Raw genomic sequence first — 16881 nt, forward strand, 5'->3', positions numbered from 1 at the left:
ATGCGCCGCCTCGCAATTTAAAATGTGTATGTTCCTGTGATGCCCATAACGCGCGGCTCACCATACTGGTAGTAGGCCTCCGGAGCATAACCGTTGGCCGGATTGTTGCCAAACTGGTTGCTGAAATAGAAGCCGCGAGTGGTGTAATCCTCGTCGGTCAGGTTTCTGCCCCAGAGTGCTAATTCCCAATTTTCACCCAGATAGGTAAGGCGGGTGTTGAATAGCTCGTAAGCTGTCGATTTTGCGTCGTGGCTGTTGGAAAAATAGAAGTCGTCCTTTCCCTCTATTTCAAGCCGCAGAATCAGTTGTGGCAGCAGCGCAATTTCCGCACCGGTGAAGAATTGATAGTTGGGCGCGTGGGCCAGGTCGCGCCCGTCCATGTCCACCGGATCCAGCGCAATGCCACTGTAGTCATCGCGGGCATCGACGTGAGAAGACGTTATGAAATCGGCGAATTCCGCATTGAGCCAGCCGGCGGCGGCAAACAGGCGCAGGGTATCGCTGGCGAGATAGTTCACTTCGATTTCCACACCAGTGGTCTCGCCAGCGGCGGCATTGGTAAGAAACTCATCGAAGGAAAAATCGCTCGGATTGAATACCGACTGCTTGGCCTGCACATCGCTGCGATCTTGGAAAAAAGCGGCCAGCTGCGCCTGCAAACGGTTCTCCAGCCAGGCGCCCTTGATGCCCAATTCGTAATTGAGCATGTGCTCGGTGTCGAATTCAAACTGCGCGCTGTCGATATTCGGGTTGTCGGCGGCAGCGGCGATCAGACTGGCGTTGATACCACCGGCTTTATAGCCGCGGGATACGGTGGCATAGATCAGCGTATTGTCGCTGTGGTGATATTCCAGAGAGAGGTTACCACCCCAGAGATCTTCGTTTTTGCTGGAATCCACAGCGAGAGAATCGCTGTAATCCGCATCGCGTTGTTCAAATCTCAGGCCTGTGACCAAGTCGAATTTCTCACTGAGCGCGGTGCGCAACTGACCGTAAATTGCCGTATTTTGCGTGTCAAATGCGCTGCTGAAAGTCTGATTGCGCTCCAGGCTTTCGCTTTCATCACGGAAATAAATACCTGCCACCCAGTGGATGCGGCCGTTTAGCAAAGCGGAGGCATCCGTCGACAGCAGGCGCACATCGGCGCTCAGGTTGTCCCTGTCGCGCAGGTAATTGTCGGTGGAGCTGTATTCATCGGGGTGAAATCCCACATAGGTCCAGTCTTCATCGTAGCCATATTCGGTGTCAGAACTGGCGGCACTGAGTGTGCTCTCGAGGGTGAAATAATCACTGCCGGACCAGCGGCCCTTGAGGGAAAACGCCAGCGTCTCCTGCCGATCCCAACCGGGCTGGTCCGACAAGGTCTCGCGGGTGTTGTACAGGGAGAAGGCGTCGTAGCCGTTATCCGCATCCAGATAAAAGGTGGTGAAGTCCAGTTGCAGATCGTCGCTGACCTGGTAACGCAGTTTTCCGCGCATCACGGTTTCGTCGATGCCGTTGGTATCGCTGCGGTCCAGGTACGCGTTGTCCATGTAGCCATCGGACTGCTGCTTGCGGGCGGCGAGACGGTAGGAAAGTTTATCGGTCAACGCATTGCTGCTCACCGCCGACAGCATGCGGCTATTGTATTCCGCCAGCTCAGCGGACACCCGCGCCACAGGGTCACTGCTGGGAGCGGCGCTGGTCATGCTGATCAGCCCGGCCAGGGCATTGGCGCCGTATAGGGTTCCCTGGGGACCGCGCAGAATTTCCACCTGTTCCATATCCAGGGTGCTGGCGGCTAGTCCCAAACCGGAGAAGTCGATGCCGTCGATAAGCAGACCGACCGATGGATTCACCGGATCGATAAACTGGCTGCGCTCACCGATACCGCGAATCTGCACAAAACGGCCCCGCGAAGCGCCAGAGGCGAGATTGACGTTGGGGGCCATGCCCAGCAGCTGCTCCAGATTGGCGGCGCTGCGGGCCGCAATGGCGGTATTGTTCAGCACACTGACACTGCCGGGCATTTCCAATTGATTGACCGCACGCAGCTGGCTGGTGACGATGACTTCTTCCAGCGCGGGATCGCCGGTTTCAGCCGCACCCACCTGCACCGCCGACAAGCAGCCGGTAAGGGCGACCGCACTTATTTTTTTAAAGTGGTTCATGGTTCTCTCTCGCTAAATGCCAAAGTGAAAGAGACCCGGAAATCGACGTGGGGAGGGTTTTGGAAGGTTACCTATTCCTACGCCGGTACTAACCGGATCAGGTTCAAGGGTTTGCTCGGTGAGCATCTCAGGCGCTAGCGCCACCCCTTAGGTTTTGCGGGCGGGATAATAGCAGAAGTTGTCCTGGCCGGTAATCGGTGCCTTAGGGCGTGTAAGACACACTTTTTCACCCTGGCCGGAGGGGGCAGGAGCGGCGCAGGGCCGCTCCTGGGGGAGGAATTAGTCGAGCAGGCCGCCGGCGCGGGCCATGACGTGGAAGAGGTAGCTCTGCTCGTTGGTGCCGGTGACCCAATGCGCACCCGGGCCGCGCGCCCAGACGCCTACGTCTTCGCCGCCATGGGTTTCCGCGCTGGTGGGAATCAACGCTTCCTGGTGATAGCCGGGTGCGGTGGTATCCACGTTAGTCAGGTCTTTGCGGCCAGTGTCGATCTCGTGCCCGTAGCGCTCGTCCGCATCCGCAGTCTCGCCGTAGTCTGCATGACCACGACCTGTGGTGTAGCCAAGCGTAGTGTAGGGCAGGCCGTCGGCAGCGAGCGCTGGGGTCTCCTCCGGCTGGCCGCTGCCGTCATTGGTAATCACTTTGCCAAGTATGGGATTGCCGCGGGTAGGATAACCGGCGATGGTCATCACATGGCTGTGGTCGGCAGTGACGATAATCAGCGTATCCTCCGCGCTGGTTTTGTCCATCGCCACCTGTACCGCCTCGGCAAGTTCCACCGCGTCAGTCAAGGCGTTATAGGCGCTGCCCGCATGGTGACCGTGGTCGATACGGCCGCCCTCCACCATCAGGAAATAGCCCTTGTCGTTTTTGCTCAACAGCTCCAGGCCTTTCGCAGTCATCTCGCTCAGAGACGGCTCGCCGGCGGTATCGTTGCCGCGATCGGCCTCATAGTGCATATGCGACGGATTGAAGAGCCCCAGTAGTTTGTCGGTACCGGCAACATCCAGCGCGTTGAAGCCCGTTTGATCCTCGATATAAACGGCATTGGTGACGCCGTCGTTGTAGCGGTCCAGCCACTCGTCCACTAGGTTGCGGCCGTCTTCGCGCTTGCCTGCGGCGCCTTCCGCGTCAGTTTCGCTGCTGGGCAAAAAGTTGCGGCGGCCACCGCCCATGATTACGTCGATCCCGTCGCCGGCATTGAGGGCAACCAGTTGCGCGGCAATATCTGTACAGTCTCCATCGGTCACCTTGTATTCCCAATCCCGGTCCGGGACCTTGGCGTAAGTAGCCGCCGGGGTGGCGTGGGTGACGCGGGCAGTACTGATGATACCGGTGCTCTTGCCCTGGCCCTCGGCCAGTTCCAATACCGTGGTCAGAGGGCGCTGCTTGCTCGCGGCGCAATCGCCACGAGGCACGGTCTCATCCACATTGATCACGCCGGCCTTGGTTTTTACACCGGTCATAATGGCGGTGGCAGTACCGGCAGAGTCGGGGGTCTGCTGGTTGGTGTTGTAGGTTTTCACCAGCCCGGCGAAGGGCATTTTTTCGAAGCTCAACTGGTACTCTTCGCCGTCGAGTCCCTGTTGCTGGCCGGCGAGAATCCGCGCGGCGGTGACGGTGGAGATCCCCATGCCATCGCCGATAAACAAAATAATGTTTTTGGCCGCGCCAGGGGTGTTATTGATGGTCTGCGCCTGGGCGCGTGCGACCGCCTGCTGGCCAACCTTGAACCAGCTGCTCTCCAGCTGGGACTGCGGCAGCGCCAGGGGTTGCTGCTCTTGCGGCTGCTCGGGCTGCGGCAATACTGCCACGTTGTCCGAGCCGCTGTCGTCGCTGCAACCGGCAGCCAACAGTGCGATGGAGAGGCCCAGCGCCAGTTTGCTGTATTTGTTCATGCTTAATTACCCCCAAATTATTCCGCGGTGACCGACAACCCGGTGGCGCCGACCATCAAGTGAAAAACCGCATTCTGTTCCAGTGAGCCCTGTACCAGCTGGCTGCCGGCACCAGCGGCGTGCAGACTGACATCTTCACCGGCGTGACTCTCGGAGCCCAGCGGCACCAGCGCCTCTTGGTGAAAACCGGGCGCCTCTGTGTCCACGGCACTCAGATCCTTGCGGCCGCTATCCTGCGCCAGGGCGTAGCGTGCATCCGCGTCGGTTTCATCACCGAGGTCGGCAAAACCCAAGCCATTGGCGTAGGACAGAGTGGTGTAAGGCAGGCCGTCCGCGGCGGGTTCAGGCTCCGTCTTGACCGCACCGCTGCTGTCGGTAGTGACGACTTTCCCCAGAATCGGGTTGCCGCGTGCCGGGTAGCCAGCAATGGTCAGTACGTGACTGTGGTCAGCGGTCACCAGTATCAGCGTCTCGTCCAGATCCACCTTCTCCAGCGCCGCTTTGACCGCGTCGGAAAAGGCGATGGTGTCGTGCAGTGCGCTGTAGGCGCTGCCGGCGTGGTGGCCGTGGTCGATACGGCCGGATTCCACCATCAGGAAGTAGCCCTCCTCGTTCTTCGACAGCAGGTCGATGGCGGCGGAGGTCATCTCGGCGATGCTCGGCTCGTCGGCGCCTTTTGCCACGCGGTCGGCATCATAACTCATATGGCTGCTAGTGAAGAGGCCCAGCAGTTTTTCAGTGGACGACATTTCCAGTGCCGCCAGTTCGGTGCCACTTTGCACGTAAGCCGCCTGCTGTTCGCCATCGTAGCGCGCCAGCCATTCGGCGATGAGGTCGCGGCCGTCAGCGCGCTTGCCGCCGTCGTCCGCGGTAGTGAAGTTGCGGCGTCCGCCGCCGAGAATCACGTCGATGCCATCGCCAATGTCAAATTCCACCAGTTGCGCGGCGATATCCACGCAGCCGTTTTCCCGCGCCTCGTCGGTGAGGTCCGCGTCATTTTCCCAGTCCCGCTCGGGGCTGCGTGCGTAGGTGGCCGCCGGCGTGGCGTGCGTAATCCGTGCGGTGGAAACAATGCCGGTAGATCTGCCGCGGCTCTCCATCAACTCGAGAAAGGTGTTCAGCTCGCGCCCGCGGCTGCCGGCACAATCGCCGCGCAGGGCGCCGTCGTCGATATTGATCATGCCCGCTTTGGTTTTCACGCCGCTCATCATTGCGGTCATGGTGCCCGCGGAATCGGGAGTCTGCTGGTTGGTGTTGTAGGTTTTGATCAGCGCGGTGTGAGGAAACCCCTCGAAAGAGAGCGCATTTTCCTCACCGCTTTCACCGCGTAGCTGACCTTCCAGAATACGCGCCGCGGTCAAGGTGGAAACGCCCATGCCATCACCGACGAATAGGATGACATTTTTTGCCGTGCCCTCAGTGGATTCCGCCACTCTGGCTTCTATGCGCTCGGCGCCGTCGGTGAACCAGGCGCTGTCGCTCTGGTATTCCGGTAGATCGGCGGCCAGCGCCGAGGGCGCCAGCGGAATGAGACAGCACGCAGTCAACGCGCGAGTAAATCGCTTTGCCATGGAAATCTCCGGTACTCGTGGGTAGTGCGTGCATTAGAGTCCGGAAATATGACGGGAAAATTAAGCTCGCTCTGGCTACTTTGCGCGAGTGTTGGGGTTAGCCCTGAAATTCAGCGCACCTTTGCAGTTTGAACGCGAACCCGTCGGCGTTTTGCCTCGGGTTACACGGCGCCCCTCAGCCGATAATTTTGATCGCACTCTCATCCGGGTCGCGGCCCTTGCCCGCTGCCTGCAGGCGGTTGAGGTAGGCGTTCCAATTGTTTTCGTACTGCGCGCCCAGTTCGCGCAAGTAATCCCAGGTATAGATACCGCTGTCGTGGCCGTCGTCAAAGACAATTTTCAGCGCGTAGCGCCCGGCGGTTTCAACGCTTTCGATACCGACATTGAGCTTTCCGCTAACCAGCACCGGCTCACTCGCGCCGTGGCCGCGCACCTCGGCACTGGGAGAAAAGACGCGCAAATACTCTGCCGACAGTGTGTATTCGGCGTCATCGAAAACGATGTGCAGTTCTTTTTCGGCGCGGTTCAGGTGAATTTTTTTCGGCGCGGCCACGGGGGGCTCCTGTCGTATCGGTGAGCGGCCCCCGGGACACACCTGGGGGCCTGTTTGCCACGGAGGATGCGCTTAAAGAATAAAACGCGAAAGGTCTTCGTTCTGGCTCAGTTCGCCCAAGTGGCTGTCCACATAGGCGGCGTCTATGGTGATGGACTTTTCGCCTTCTCCGGCGTCGAAGGAAATCTCCTCCAGCAGCCGCTCCAGCACCGTGTGCAGGCGGCGCGCACCGATGTTTTCTGTGCGTTCGTTCACTTCGTAGGCAACTTCGGCAATGCGCCGGATGCCGTCGTCGGAAAATTCCAACTGCATCCCTTCAGTGGCCATCAGTGCCTTGTGCTGCTCGGTCAGCGACGCCTTGGGCTCGGTGAGAATGCGCTGGAAGTCGCCGGAAGTCAGCGAGCTCAACTCCACCCGAATCGGCAGGCGGCCCTGTAATTCCGGGATCAGATCTGACGGTTTGGACAGATGGAAGGCACCGGAGGCGATAAACAAAATGTGATCCGTTTTGATCATGCCGTATTTGGTGGTAACGGTGCAGCCTTCGATCAACGGCAGCAGGTCGCGCTGCACGCCCTCGCGAGAGACATCGGCGCCGCCACCTTCCTGGCGCTTGGCGATCTTGTCCACTTCGTCGATAAAGACAATGCCGTTTTCCTCTGCGGACTGGATGGCGCGGGCTTTGACCTCGTCGTCGTTGATCAGCTTGGCCGCCTCTTCGTTGGTCAGCTGTTTCAGCGCCTGCTTCACCTTGATTTTGCGCTTGCGCGTACGGCTCTGGGCCATATTGGAGAAAATACCCTGCAGCTGGCTGGTCATTTCCTCCATGCCCGGAGGGGCCATGATTTCCACCCCCACGGGAGTAGCGGCCATTTCAATTTCTATCTCTTTGTCGTCCAGCTGTCCCTCGCGCAGTTTTTTGCGGAACAGCTGTCGTGTGTTGGATTCGTTGTCTCCGGGCTCAGTGGAGCGGGGGGGCGGCAGCAGGGCGTCGAGGATACGCTCCTCGGCGGCGTCCATGGCGCTCTGGCGGACGCCGTTCATCGCGCGCTCGCGTTCCAGCTTTACCGCGGTCTCCACCAGGTCACGCACGATGGACTCCACGTCGCGGCCCACATAGCCCACCTCGGTAAATTTGGTCGCTTCCACTTTGATAAAGGGCGCACCGGCGAGACTGGCCAAACGGCGGGCTATCTCGGTTTTACCCACACCGGTAGGGCCGATCATCAGAATATTCTTCGGGGTGATTTCCCCGCGCAATTCCTCACTCACCTGCATGCGCCGCCAGCGGTTGCGCAGCGCAATGGCCACGGCTCGCTTGGCGTCCTGTTGGCCGATGATATGGCGGTCGAGTTCGCGGACGATTTCGCGGGGGGTCATCTGGGATTGGGACATAGAAACTCTCGGCTCAAGTGCAATGGCTATCAAGCAGTTGCGCTTGTCAGTAACTCAATTCTTCAATGGTGTGATTCTGGTTGGTATAGACACAGATATCGCCGGCAATCTTCAGGCCCTGCTCGACAATAGCGCGCGCATCCATCTCGGTGTTGTCCAGCAACGCGCGAGCGGCGGCCTGGGCGTAGGGGCCACCGGATCCGATGGCGATCAGATCGTCCTCCGGCTGTATTACGTCGCCGTTGCCGGTAACGATCAGGCTGGCGGTGGCGTCCGCTACCGCCAGTAGCGCCTCAAGGCGGCGCAGGGCGCGGTCGGTGCGCCAGTCCTTGGCCAGCTCCACAGCGGCGCGAGTCAACTTGCCGCCATGGGCCTCCAGCTTTGCCTCGAAGCGCTCAAACAGGGTGAAAGCGTCGGCGGTGCCACCGGCAAAACCGGCAAGTACCTTGTCTTTGTACAAACGGCGCACCTTGCGGGCGTTGCCCTTCATTATGGTGTTGCCCAGGGAGACCTGTCCGTCACCGCCGATGACAACTTTGCCATTGCGGCGGCAGGAGAGGATGGTGGTTCCGCGATACTGTTCCAATTGAACACCTCATGGCTGGCATTTGCGGGAGCGCTTCGGACCGCCCCCGCAAAGAATTTGCTTGAAGCCCGATACATGAGGTCAGTGATGAGGAATTTCAACAGATGCCGCCGCCATGCGCTTTATCGCTGGCGCAAGGGCGGCGTTCTCGTCAGCCTGAGGGTGAACTAGCCAGAAGCCGTCTATCGCGCCGGGCGCTTGAGCACCAGGGGCATCAGCTTGTGATCGGCGAGCACCTCGCGGGCCTTGGCCACCTGCGAGCGGCTTTTGTAGGGCCCTACCAGTACCCGGTGCCAGGTGCCGCGGTTGTCGCGGGCCGTCTCCACCTTCACATTCAGGTTGGCGAGCATCAGCTGGGCGCGCAGCCGATCCGCCTCTTTCGCGTCGCGGAAAGACGCGGCCTGCAGTATGTAGACGAGCTTGGGTTCTTCCTCGACGATTTTCCAGCGGGTTTCACTTTCGCTCTCTTCCGATTTGCGCCGCACCGGCTGCGCCGTTTTCGGCGGCGGCACAGCCACCTCGTTTTCCTTAAGCATCTTGTAGAAGTCAAAGCGCGGCTGCTCCGACTTTTCTTTCTGCTGCTCAGCCGGTGATTGGCGCGCAGCCGCGGCCGGTTTCTCGTCCTGCTTGAGGCCGTGCAGGAAAATCATGAAGACCACGAAGCCGCCGACAAAATTGCCCAGAACAAACCACACCCAGGCGGGTTTGCCTGAAGAAGTGCTGCGGCGGCGGGTGTTGCGACGGCTCATGAAGGTCTCTTCCGTACTGTTTTACACATACGTTCATTCGGCGGAAATTGTAACGCCATTCGAAGGGGAACCTCTGATTAATTCCCATGGGCGCTGTCTCTGTCCCCGGCGGCAGTGATACGCGTATACCATCTTCCGGGAATCTCATCGCCAGTGACGTATTCCCAAGAGCGGCCCAGCTTTGGGCTGCGCACTCAGGACAGCTCCTGTGCATCCATGTCGACCGCCCAGCGCAGGCGGCGGTTCTTGTAGCCTTCCGCCCACTGGCACAGGCGCGCGAGCAGCGGTTGCAGCTGGCCGCGCCGCTCGGCCGTCACCTGCACGTAGAAGCGGAAGCGGCCGGACTTTCGTTCCAGCAGTGCGGGCACCGGCCCCAGGTAAGACAACTGCGGCGACGGCGGTGCCAGCGCCTGCATTTGCGCCCGCGCCGCTTCGAGGAACTCCTCCGCCCATCTGGGTTCCTCGCACTCGGCGCGCACCAACGCCATTGCCCTGTGTGGGGGCAACTGTGCCACCGCCCGGTCGCGCAGTAACTGGCGGGCAAAGGCGCCATACCCCTTCTCCAGCAGCAGCTGCAACAGGGGGTGCTGGGGATAGCGGCTCTGCACCAACACCCGCCCCGGCAAATCACCGCGGCCGGCGCGGCCGGCCACCTGTTCCAGCAGTTGCCCCGTGCGCTCAGGGGCACGGAAATCGGCACTGAAGAGGCCGCCGTCGGCATCCTGGATAACCACCAGGGTGACCCTCGGCAAATGGTGGCCCTTGGCGAGCATCTGAGTTCCGAGTAACAGACAGGGCTCGCCCTCCCGCGCCGGCGCCAACAGCCGGTCCAGTGCCTGCTTGCTGGCAGTGGTATCGCGGTCGACGCGGATCACCGGGTAATCCGCAAAACGCTGTCCGAGCAGTTCCTCGCTGCGTTCGGTACCGCCACCCAGAGCGCTGAGCGAACGGCTGTGGCACTGAGGGCAGCTGTCCACCAGCGCCCTGCGGTAGTCGCAGTGGTGGCAGCGCAGCTGGCGAATGCGCCGGTGCATCGTCAGCTTGCTGGAACAGTGCGGACAGTCGGCCAGCCAGCCGCAGTCGTCACAGGCCAGCGCCGGTGCAAAACCGCGGCGGTTGATAAACACCAACACCTGCTCGCCCCGAGACAGAGTATCGCCAATATGACGCAATACTTGAGGGGTAAATCCTTCTTCCAGAGGCTGGCCTAAGGTCGGCACTATATGGATCTGGGGCGGGCGCGCATTGCCCGCGCGATTGCGCAGGCGCAAGTGTTGGTAACGCCCGGTCAGTGCATTGTGCAGGCTCTCCAGGGAGGGCGTCGCCGAGCCCAGTAGTACCGGCGCGCCGGCATTGCGCCCCAGCACGACGGCCAGGTCGCGGGCGGAATAGCGCACCCCATCTTGCTGTTTAAAGGAGCCGTCGTGTTCCTCATCGACGATCACGGCACCAAGACGGGGCAGGGGGGTCAGCACCGCTGAACGGGTGCCGATAACAATGTCCGCCTGACCGGCAGCCGCGGACAGCCAGGCCTGAGCGCGCTCACCCTCCGCCAGTCCCGAATGGAGCGCCGCGATACTGCGATCCGGAAAGCGCGCGGCGATGCGGCGCAGCGTCTGTGGTGTCAGACCAATCTCCGGCACCAACAGCAGGGCCTGTCGGCCCTCCGCAAGCACCCGCTCCATCAGGCGCAGGTAGACCTCGGTCTTGCCGCTGCCGGTGGTGCCCTCCAGCAGAGAGACGGTAAAGCGATCTGTGGGAATGGCCTCCAGTACCTGTTGCTGCTCCGGATTCAACTCCGGCGCAGGGCTGCTCTCGGCACTGGGAATGGGCGGAGGGACCGTGGGCCCGATCGAGCACTCCGCCAGGCCACGCTCTTCCAGGGCCCGTATTGTAGCGGTAGTGTGGCCCTGGGCCTTCAGCTGGGTGCGGCTCTGGGCGCCGCGCCGCAGTAACAGTTGCAGCAGGGCCTGCTGCCTGGGTGCCCTGGCCAGGGCCGATTCCGGCAGCCCCTTGCCTTCAACCGTCAGTTGCAGCCACTGTTCGGCCCAGTGATCCGCAGGCTTGCCCTTGCGCAAGGCCACGGGCAGGGCGGCGGCGTAGATTTCCCCCACCGGCGCCTGATAGTAGTCGGCGGCCCAGTGCAGAAAATCGCGGCTGGGGCCATCGAACAGTGGCTGCCGGTCGATCAGTTCCACCGCCGGCTTTAATTGCTCCAGCGGGGAATCGCTCACGATATCCACCAGCACCGCCACCAGTTTGCGGTTTGCGAAGGGCACCCACAGGCGCTGACCGGGTATCAGGTCGGACGGGGCCAACCCCTCTGGCGGCAGGTAGTCGAACAGACGCCGCAGCGGCACCGGCACCGCCATTCGCAGAATCACCGCTTTTGCGCCCTGGTCCGCCAACTGCCCCTCCCGCACTGCAAGCCCAAAAGCGGCATGATAGCAATTGCGCTCTGTTCCGGCTTCTCTTCCCCAGCGGATGCCGAGAGACAGCACACCCGGATTCCAGGGGCAAAATCCCCAGATTGTGCTTGAACCGCGGCGCTAATCTGATAGTATGCGCCGACTTTTTAAACAGCCCGGAGCCCCGGCTCCTGTACCAACGACGACTCCGTGCCCGGCAACAGATCGGGTGGCGGATTCGAAAAGAGGCCATCATGAAAGCAGATATCCATCCGAATTACAGCGAAATTACCGCGACCTGTTCCTGCGGCAATGTGATCAAAACTCGCTCTACCCTGGGCAAAGACATCCAGATCGATGTCTGCTCCCGCTGCCACCCCTTCTACACTGGCAAGCAGAAGCAGGCTACTACCGGCGGACGCGTGGATCGCTTCAAAAAGCGTTTCGGCAGCCGCATTTCCAGCAAGTAAGTCCCGCGCGCCATCTGGCGCGGCGACCCCAAAAAGCACCCTGGGTTTGCCCTCGGTGCTTTTTTTGTGCCCGGATGCCACTCCACCCCGTCACCACATGGTCAGCGGGCAATTTCCGCTGGGCTGACCGACTGCATAGACAAAGTCATCGAATTGAAGACAGCGCCTCGCCATGGCGCCACACTCGAAATATTTATCCCTAAACTATGCAAAATAGATCGCTATTCATTTCTTCATTTGCGAAATTCTTTATGCAATTTAGTAAGAATTGGCGGTCTAGATACTTTTTTCAACTTGTGGCGACAAGGCGCGCTCAGTTATTCTCTCCGCCCCGCAGTAACCAGGGAGATGCCCGCAGAGGTGTCCCCGCAGTATGAGACGATTTGAAAGATGACGGATTCCACGCGCCGCCAGGCAGCGCTCGACTACCACGCACTACCGACGCCCGGCAAGCTTTCGGTAGAAGTGACCACTCCCGCCCAAACCCAAGAGGACCTGTCCCTGGCGTACAGCCCCGGCGTCGCCGAGCCGGTGCACGAGATCGCCAAGGACCCGGAGGCGGCCTATCTCTACACCGGCAAGGGCAATCTGGTCGCCGTAATCTCCGACGGCAGCGCCATTCTCGGCCTCGGCAACCTTGGCCCGCTGGCATCCAAACCGGTGATGGAAGGCAAATCCCTGTTATTCAAACGCTTTGCCAACATCAATTCGGTGGATATCGAGGTGGACGCCAACAGCCCGGAGCAGTTTATCCAGACGGTGGCTTCCATTGCCGACACATTCGGTGGCATCAACCTGGAGGACATCAAGGCGCCCGAGTGCTTCCATATCGAGGAGACGCTGATCGAGCGTTGCCCCGTACCCGTCTTCCACGACGACCAGCACGGCACCGCCATAGTTACCGTGGCCGGCATGCTCAACGCACTGGAAATCCAGGGCAAACAGATAGAAGACGTGCGCATTGTCTGTCTCGGCGCCGGTGCGGCCGCCACTGCTTGCTGTAAGCTGCTGCTGGCCGCCGGGGCGCGCAAGGAACAAATCACCATGCTCGACAGCCGCGGCGTTATTCACGCCGGGCGCACCGATATCAATGCCTACAAAGGCGAATGGGCGCGGGACACGGAAATGCGCACCCTGGACGACGCCATAGAGGGCGCCGATGTCTTCCTCGGTGTGTCCGGCCCCAACCTGCTGTCCGCCGAACAGCTCGGGCGTATGGCGCCCAAGCCCGTGGTTTTCGCCTGCTCCAACCCCACCCCGGAAATCAAACCAGAGCTGGCCCACAGCGTGCGCGATGATCTGATTATGGCTACCGGCCGCTCCGACTATCCGAACCAGGTCAACAACGTACTCTGCTTTCCGTTCATCTTCCGCGGCGCCCTGGATGTGCGCGCCGTGCGGATCAACGAGGAGATGAAGCTGGCGGCCATAGACGCCATTCGCAGCATCGCCCGCGAGCCGGTACCGGATTCGGTGCGTGCAGCTTACGGGGGAGTGGAGCTCAGTTTCGGCCCCGACTATATTCTGCCGAAACCAACGGACCCACGCCTATTGCCGATCGTCGCCGCCGCCGTGGCCCGCGCGGCGGTGGACAGCGGCGCTGCGCGGCTCCCCTATCCGCAGCACTATCCTCTGCAACCGCTTTGAGGTTGGGGCGGTGACTGCCGCCCCCACTATGCGGACCGCAACAAAGCGGGCAGGCTCTGATGCCCGCCCCCGGTCCGACCGATCTCAGCCTTGAGCCACCCAGCTCCCGTCGCTACACTCCCCCCTTGTTACCAGCGATTAAAGTTTCCTGCCGCATGAGTCACGTCTACGTGCTGACCAATCAGCACAAACAATTTCTGAGCAAGAGCAATGAATGGATCGACGGTCGGGATGTCGCCCGACTGTTTCGCAGCGAACACAAGGATGTCGCCATTAACCAGATGTTCGAAGCCAACACACGCGATGTGAGCCTGCGCATCGAACTGCTGGAGTGTGCGCTCAATGCCAAGGGGCATCCGCAGATACCTGAGGAGGCCCTGGGTGAACCGCCGGTGCTAGCGGATGCGGAGCAGGGGGATCCCGAAGTAACACCCGGGGGACCAGAAGAGGTACCACCCGGAAGCCACCCCGAGGTAAACCCGGAGCCAGCTCCGGAAGCCGAACCGCAGGAACCCCCGGAAGTTGCGCCGCAAGAAGCGCCGGAAATTCAACCCGGGCAGCCGGACGAAATGCGGAACCAAGCGGCTGAGACCGCAGGCTGACACCACCCGTTGATCGGGCGCGCGCCGCCCCCATATCGGCATCCACAGATATCCGTGCCAATTCCCCTGGAAGGGCGCGCAACCGCCAACACGAGGAGTTTTGAGTGCCCGTTTCCCATCTGGCCGCACTGGCACACCCGCAGACGCTGCAATTGCTCAAGGGCATTCGCCGCGGTATTGAAAAGGAAAGTCTGAGGGTCTCCCCGGACGGCGACCTGGCGCGCACCCCCCACGGCGCGGCGCTCGGATCGGCCCTGACCCACGACTGCATCACCACGGATTTTTCCGAGGCACTGCTGGAATTTATTACACCCCCGGTGGCCACGCCGGAGGAAGCGCTGCAGATTCTCGACCAAATCCACCGCTATACCTACAGCCAGATCGGCGACGAGCGCCTCTGGGTCAATTCCATGCCCTGCCGCATCGGCGCCAGCGAGGAGATCCCGGTGGCCCGCTACGGGCGCTCCCACAGCGGTACCATGAAGACCGTCTACCGCCTGGGCCTGGGATTGCGTTACGGGCGCGCCATGCAGACCATCGCCGGTATTCACTACAACTTTTCCCTGCCCGATACACTCTGGCAATGGCTGCACGAACACGAAGGCAGCAGCGAGGAACTGGGCGACTTCAAGACCCGCCGCTACTTCGACCTGATCCGCAACTTCCGCCGCCACTACTGGCTGCTGATCTACCTGTTTGGCGCCGCTCCCGCAGTGTGCGCATCTTTCGTCGAGGACCGCAGTCACAACCTGGAAGTATTCGACGCAAGCGGCCACACTCTATTCGCCCCCCACGCCACTTCCCTGCGTATGGGCGACCTGGGCTACAACAGCGAGGCGCAGCAATCGCTGATCGTCTGCTACAACGATCTGCCCAGCTATCTTTCCACCCTCTGCGCCGCCATCAGCCAGCCCTACGGTCCCTACCACGCTCTGGGAGTCAAGGACGCCGAAGGCAACTATCAGCAGCTGTCCACCGGACTGCTGCAAATTGAAAATGAGTTTTACTCCCCAATCCGCCCGAAGAATCCGGCCAGAATGGGCGAGACGGCACTGTCGGCACTGGATAACCGCGGTGTGGAGTACATCGAGGTGCGCTGCCTCGATCTCAATCCCTTTGCGCCACTGGGTATAGATGCGCCGCAGATGCGTTTCCTCGACAGCTTCCTCCTGCACTGCCTACTCACTGAGAGTCCCAAGACTGACGAGGCCGACTATCGCGCCACCCAGGAGAACCAGGTGCGCATCGTCTATCGCGGCCGCGACCCGGAGTTACATTTGATCCACAACGGCGGCGAACGCAAACTGACAGACTGGGCCGCGTGCCTGCTGGATGAAATCGCCCCCATCGCCACACTGCTCGACAACGCCTGGCAGGGCGACAGCTACCAGCGCGCCCTGGAATCCCAGCGGGCCAAGGTCAGCGGCGCCGCACCGACCCCGGCAGCCCACATGCTGGCGGAAATGCGCAGCCGCGGACAAAGCTTCTTCCAGTGGGCCTCAGAAAAAGCGGAACAACACCGCCGCTATTTTGTCGAACGCCCTCTGGACGCGGACACCGAGCGCCACTTTGCCGAGCTGGCCGAAGCGTCATTGCAAAAACAGAAGCAAATTGAAGCCGCTGACCAGGGAACCTTCGAAGATTTTCTCGGCCACTACTATGCGCAGTACGTTTTCTGCCAACAGTAATACCGCTGTTTGGATGCCGGTATAAGACCCGGGGGTGTCGTGAACTATCTAGCCCACCTATTGCTGTCCGGCCCCGATCCGGACTGGCGCCTCGGCGGGCTGCTGGGGGACTTCGTCAAAGGCCCGCTCGAGGGTGGATTGCCCACGGCGGTGGAAGCCGGTATCCGCTTGCACCGCCGCATCGACGCCATCACTGACGACCACCCCGCCTACCGGGACGCCCGCAGCCACTTCGACAGCCGCTGGCGCCGCTACGCGGGTATCGTTTTGGATATCTGGTTCGATCACCTGCTCAGCAGCCAGTGGCAACGCTGGCACCCGCAGCCGCTGGAAGACTTTTGTAATCAATGCTGGCGGGACTTTCACCTGCGCAACCGGTATATTCCGCCCCGCGCCCGCACATTTATCCGCCGCGCGGAAGAGGTCAACCTGTTCCAGAGCTATCGCGACGGGGGCGCTATTGCGCACACGCTCGAACATGTCGGGCGGCGGCTGCGCCGACCAATGCCGCTGCAGCAGGCACTGCCCGAACAAAAAGCGACACGGGATGCGCTGCAGAAAAACTTTGACAAACTGTTTGCCGATTTAACTCGCGAAGCCGCCCGGTTTCGACAGTGCTATCCAGCGAATAAATAAGTAGCAGGATCCGATAAACCATGAGCCTACCCAACCCACGTATCACCTTTTTTCTGATGTTTCTCGCCGTCGTCTTCCTATTGTCCGCGGCCTTCTACCTGGAATACGTGCGCGGACTGGAACCCTGCCCCCTGTGTATCACTCAGCGGGTAATGCTGCTGGGAGTCGGGTTGGTGTCTCTGATTGCCTGTCTGCACAACCCCGCCACCATCGGCCGCCGCTTCTACGGCCTGCTGGTATCCCTGTGGGCGATGGGTGGCCTGTATTTTTCCGGGCGCCAGATTTGGCTGCAAAATCTGCCGGAAGACCAGGTGCCGGCCTGTGGTCCCGGTATCAGCTACATGCTGGATGCCTTTCCCGTATCCGATGTGATCAGAACACTGCTCACTGGCGACGGCAACTGCGCGGAAGTCCAGTGGACTCTAATGGGGCTCAGCATCCCAGGCTGGGCGGCGGTCGGCTTCGCCGGGCTGATCCTCTTTGGCGGCTGGCAAGCGTTTCGCAAGCACTAAGGTGTTCCGGGCACCCGG

14 protein-coding genes and 1 riboswitch are annotated in these 16881 nt (G+C 61.0%); of the genes, 6 read left to right on the plus strand and 8 right to left on the minus strand.

The features are described 5' to 3' along the window. Positions 1-17: 17 nt before the first annotated feature. The 8 genes from A3224_RS15645 to A3224_RS15680 form a co-directional block, all read right to left on the minus strand. Positions 18-2150: a TonB-dependent receptor gene (locus tag A3224_RS15645; RefSeq protein WP_067156788.1), complete on the minus strand. Its 2133-nt coding sequence runs from the start codon at positions 2148-2150 to the stop codon at positions 18-20. 57 nt (positions 2151-2207) lie between these two features. Beyond that, positions 2208-2308: riboswitch (TPP riboswitch) on the minus strand. A 121-nt stretch (positions 2309-2429) separates the two neighbouring features. Continuing rightward, positions 2430-4046, minus strand: coding sequence for an alkaline phosphatase (locus A3224_RS15650; RefSeq protein ID WP_067156790.1), 1617 nt, complete (start codon positions 4044-4046; stop codon positions 2430-2432). Positions 4047-4063: 17 nt separating this feature from the next. Beyond that, complete coding sequence (locus tag A3224_RS15655) at positions 4064-5617, minus strand: alkaline phosphatase (RefSeq protein ID WP_067156791.1); 1554 nt, start codon at positions 5615-5617, stop codon at positions 4064-4066. A 175-nt stretch (positions 5618-5792) separates the two neighbouring features. Beyond that, positions 5793-6170: a gamma-butyrobetaine hydroxylase-like domain-containing protein gene (locus tag A3224_RS15660; protein WP_067156792.1), complete on the minus strand. Its 378-nt coding sequence runs from the start codon at positions 6168-6170 to the stop codon at positions 5793-5795. Between the two features lie 72 nt (positions 6171-6242). Then, complete coding sequence (gene hslU / locus A3224_RS15665) at positions 6243-7565, minus strand: ATP-dependent protease ATPase subunit HslU (protein WP_067156793.1); 1323 nt, start codon at positions 7563-7565, stop codon at positions 6243-6245. A 46-nt stretch (positions 7566-7611) separates the two neighbouring features. Continuing rightward, entirely contained in the window at positions 7612-8151 is a 540-nt protein-coding gene (hslV, locus tag A3224_RS15670; protein WP_067156795.1) for an ATP-dependent protease subunit HslV, read from the minus strand. Between the two features lie 182 nt (positions 8152-8333). Continuing rightward, a complete protein-coding gene (locus A3224_RS15675; protein WP_067156797.1) occupies positions 8334-8900 on the minus strand; it encodes an SPOR domain-containing protein in 567 nt (188 codons plus the stop codon). Positions 8901-9094: 194 nt separating this feature from the next. After that, positions 9095-11401: a primosomal protein N' gene (locus A3224_RS15680; RefSeq protein ID WP_231902413.1), complete on the minus strand. Its 2307-nt coding sequence runs from the start codon at positions 11399-11401 to the stop codon at positions 9095-9097. A gap of 161 nt (positions 11402-11562) precedes the next feature. On the opposite strand from A3224_RS15680, the gene rpmE reads away from it, so the two are divergent. The 6 genes from rpmE (at position 11563) to A3224_RS15710 (ending at position 16863) form a co-directional block, all read left to right on the plus strand. Continuing rightward, positions 11563-11778: a 50S ribosomal protein L31 gene (rpmE, locus tag A3224_RS15685; RefSeq protein WP_067156799.1), complete on the plus strand. Its 216-nt coding sequence runs from the start codon at positions 11563-11565 to the stop codon at positions 11776-11778. 390 nt (positions 11779-12168) lie between these two features. After that, positions 12169-13425 (plus strand): malic enzyme-like NAD(P)-binding protein, encoded by a 1257-nt coding sequence (locus A3224_RS15690; protein WP_067156801.1) that lies wholly within the window; start codon positions 12169-12171, stop codon positions 13423-13425. 155 nt (positions 13426-13580) lie between these two features. Then, positions 13581-14027, plus strand: a complete 447-nt coding sequence (locus tag A3224_RS15695; protein ID WP_067156807.1) for a hypothetical protein — start codon at positions 13581-13583, stop codon at positions 14025-14027. Between the two features lie 104 nt (positions 14028-14131). After that, positions 14132-15715 (plus strand): glutamate--cysteine ligase, encoded by a 1584-nt coding sequence (gene gshA / locus A3224_RS15700; RefSeq protein WP_067156809.1) that lies wholly within the window; start codon positions 14132-14134, stop codon positions 15713-15715. A 39-nt stretch (positions 15716-15754) separates the two neighbouring features. Then, positions 15755-16351 carry an acyl carrier protein phosphodiesterase gene (locus A3224_RS15705; RefSeq protein WP_067156813.1) on the plus strand — a complete coding sequence of 199 codons (597 nt, stop codon included), beginning with the start codon at positions 15755-15757 and terminating at the stop codon, positions 16349-16351. 20 nt (positions 16352-16371) lie between these two features. Continuing rightward, a complete protein-coding gene (locus A3224_RS15710) occupies positions 16372-16863 on the plus strand; it encodes a disulfide bond formation protein B (protein WP_067156815.1) in 492 nt (163 codons plus the stop codon). Positions 16864-16881: the final 18 nt, after the last annotated feature.

Origin of the sequence: Microbulbifer thermotolerans (assembly GCF_001617625.1) — a bacterium.
GTDB lineage: Bacteria > Pseudomonadota > Gammaproteobacteria > Pseudomonadales > Cellvibrionaceae > Microbulbifer > Microbulbifer thermotolerans.

Excerpts from the sequence above, each read along its gene's own strand:
- A3224_RS15645 (WP_067156788.1), bottom strand. The coding sequence starts at position 2,150 with ATGAACCACTTTAAAAAAATAAGTGCGGTCGCCCTTACCGGCTGCTTG.
- A3224_RS15650 (WP_067156790.1), bottom strand. The coding sequence starts at position 4,046 with ATGAACAAATACAGCAAACTGGCGCTGGGCCTCTCCATCGCACTGTTG.
- A3224_RS15655 (WP_067156791.1), bottom strand. The coding sequence starts at position 5,617 with ATGGCAAAGCGATTTACTCGCGCGTTGACTGCGTGCTGTCTCATTCCG.
- hslU (WP_067156793.1), bottom strand. The coding sequence starts at position 7,565 with ATGTCCCAATCCCAGATGACCCCCCGCGAAATCGTCCGCGAACTCGAC.
- A3224_RS15675 (WP_067156797.1), bottom strand. The coding sequence starts at position 8,900 with ATGAGCCGTCGCAACACCCGCCGCCGCAGCACTTCTTCAGGCAAACCC.
- rpmE (WP_067156799.1), top strand. The coding sequence starts at position 11,563 with ATGAAAGCAGATATCCATCCGAATTACAGCGAAATTACCGCGACCTGT.
- A3224_RS15690 (WP_067156801.1), top strand. The coding sequence starts at position 12,169 with ATGACGGATTCCACGCGCCGCCAGGCAGCGCTCGACTACCACGCACTA.
- A3224_RS15695 (WP_067156807.1), top strand. The coding sequence starts at position 13,581 with ATGAGTCACGTCTACGTGCTGACCAATCAGCACAAACAATTTCTGAGC.
- A3224_RS15710 (WP_067156815.1), top strand. The coding sequence starts at position 16,372 with ATGAGCCTACCCAACCCACGTATCACCTTTTTTCTGATGTTTCTCGCC.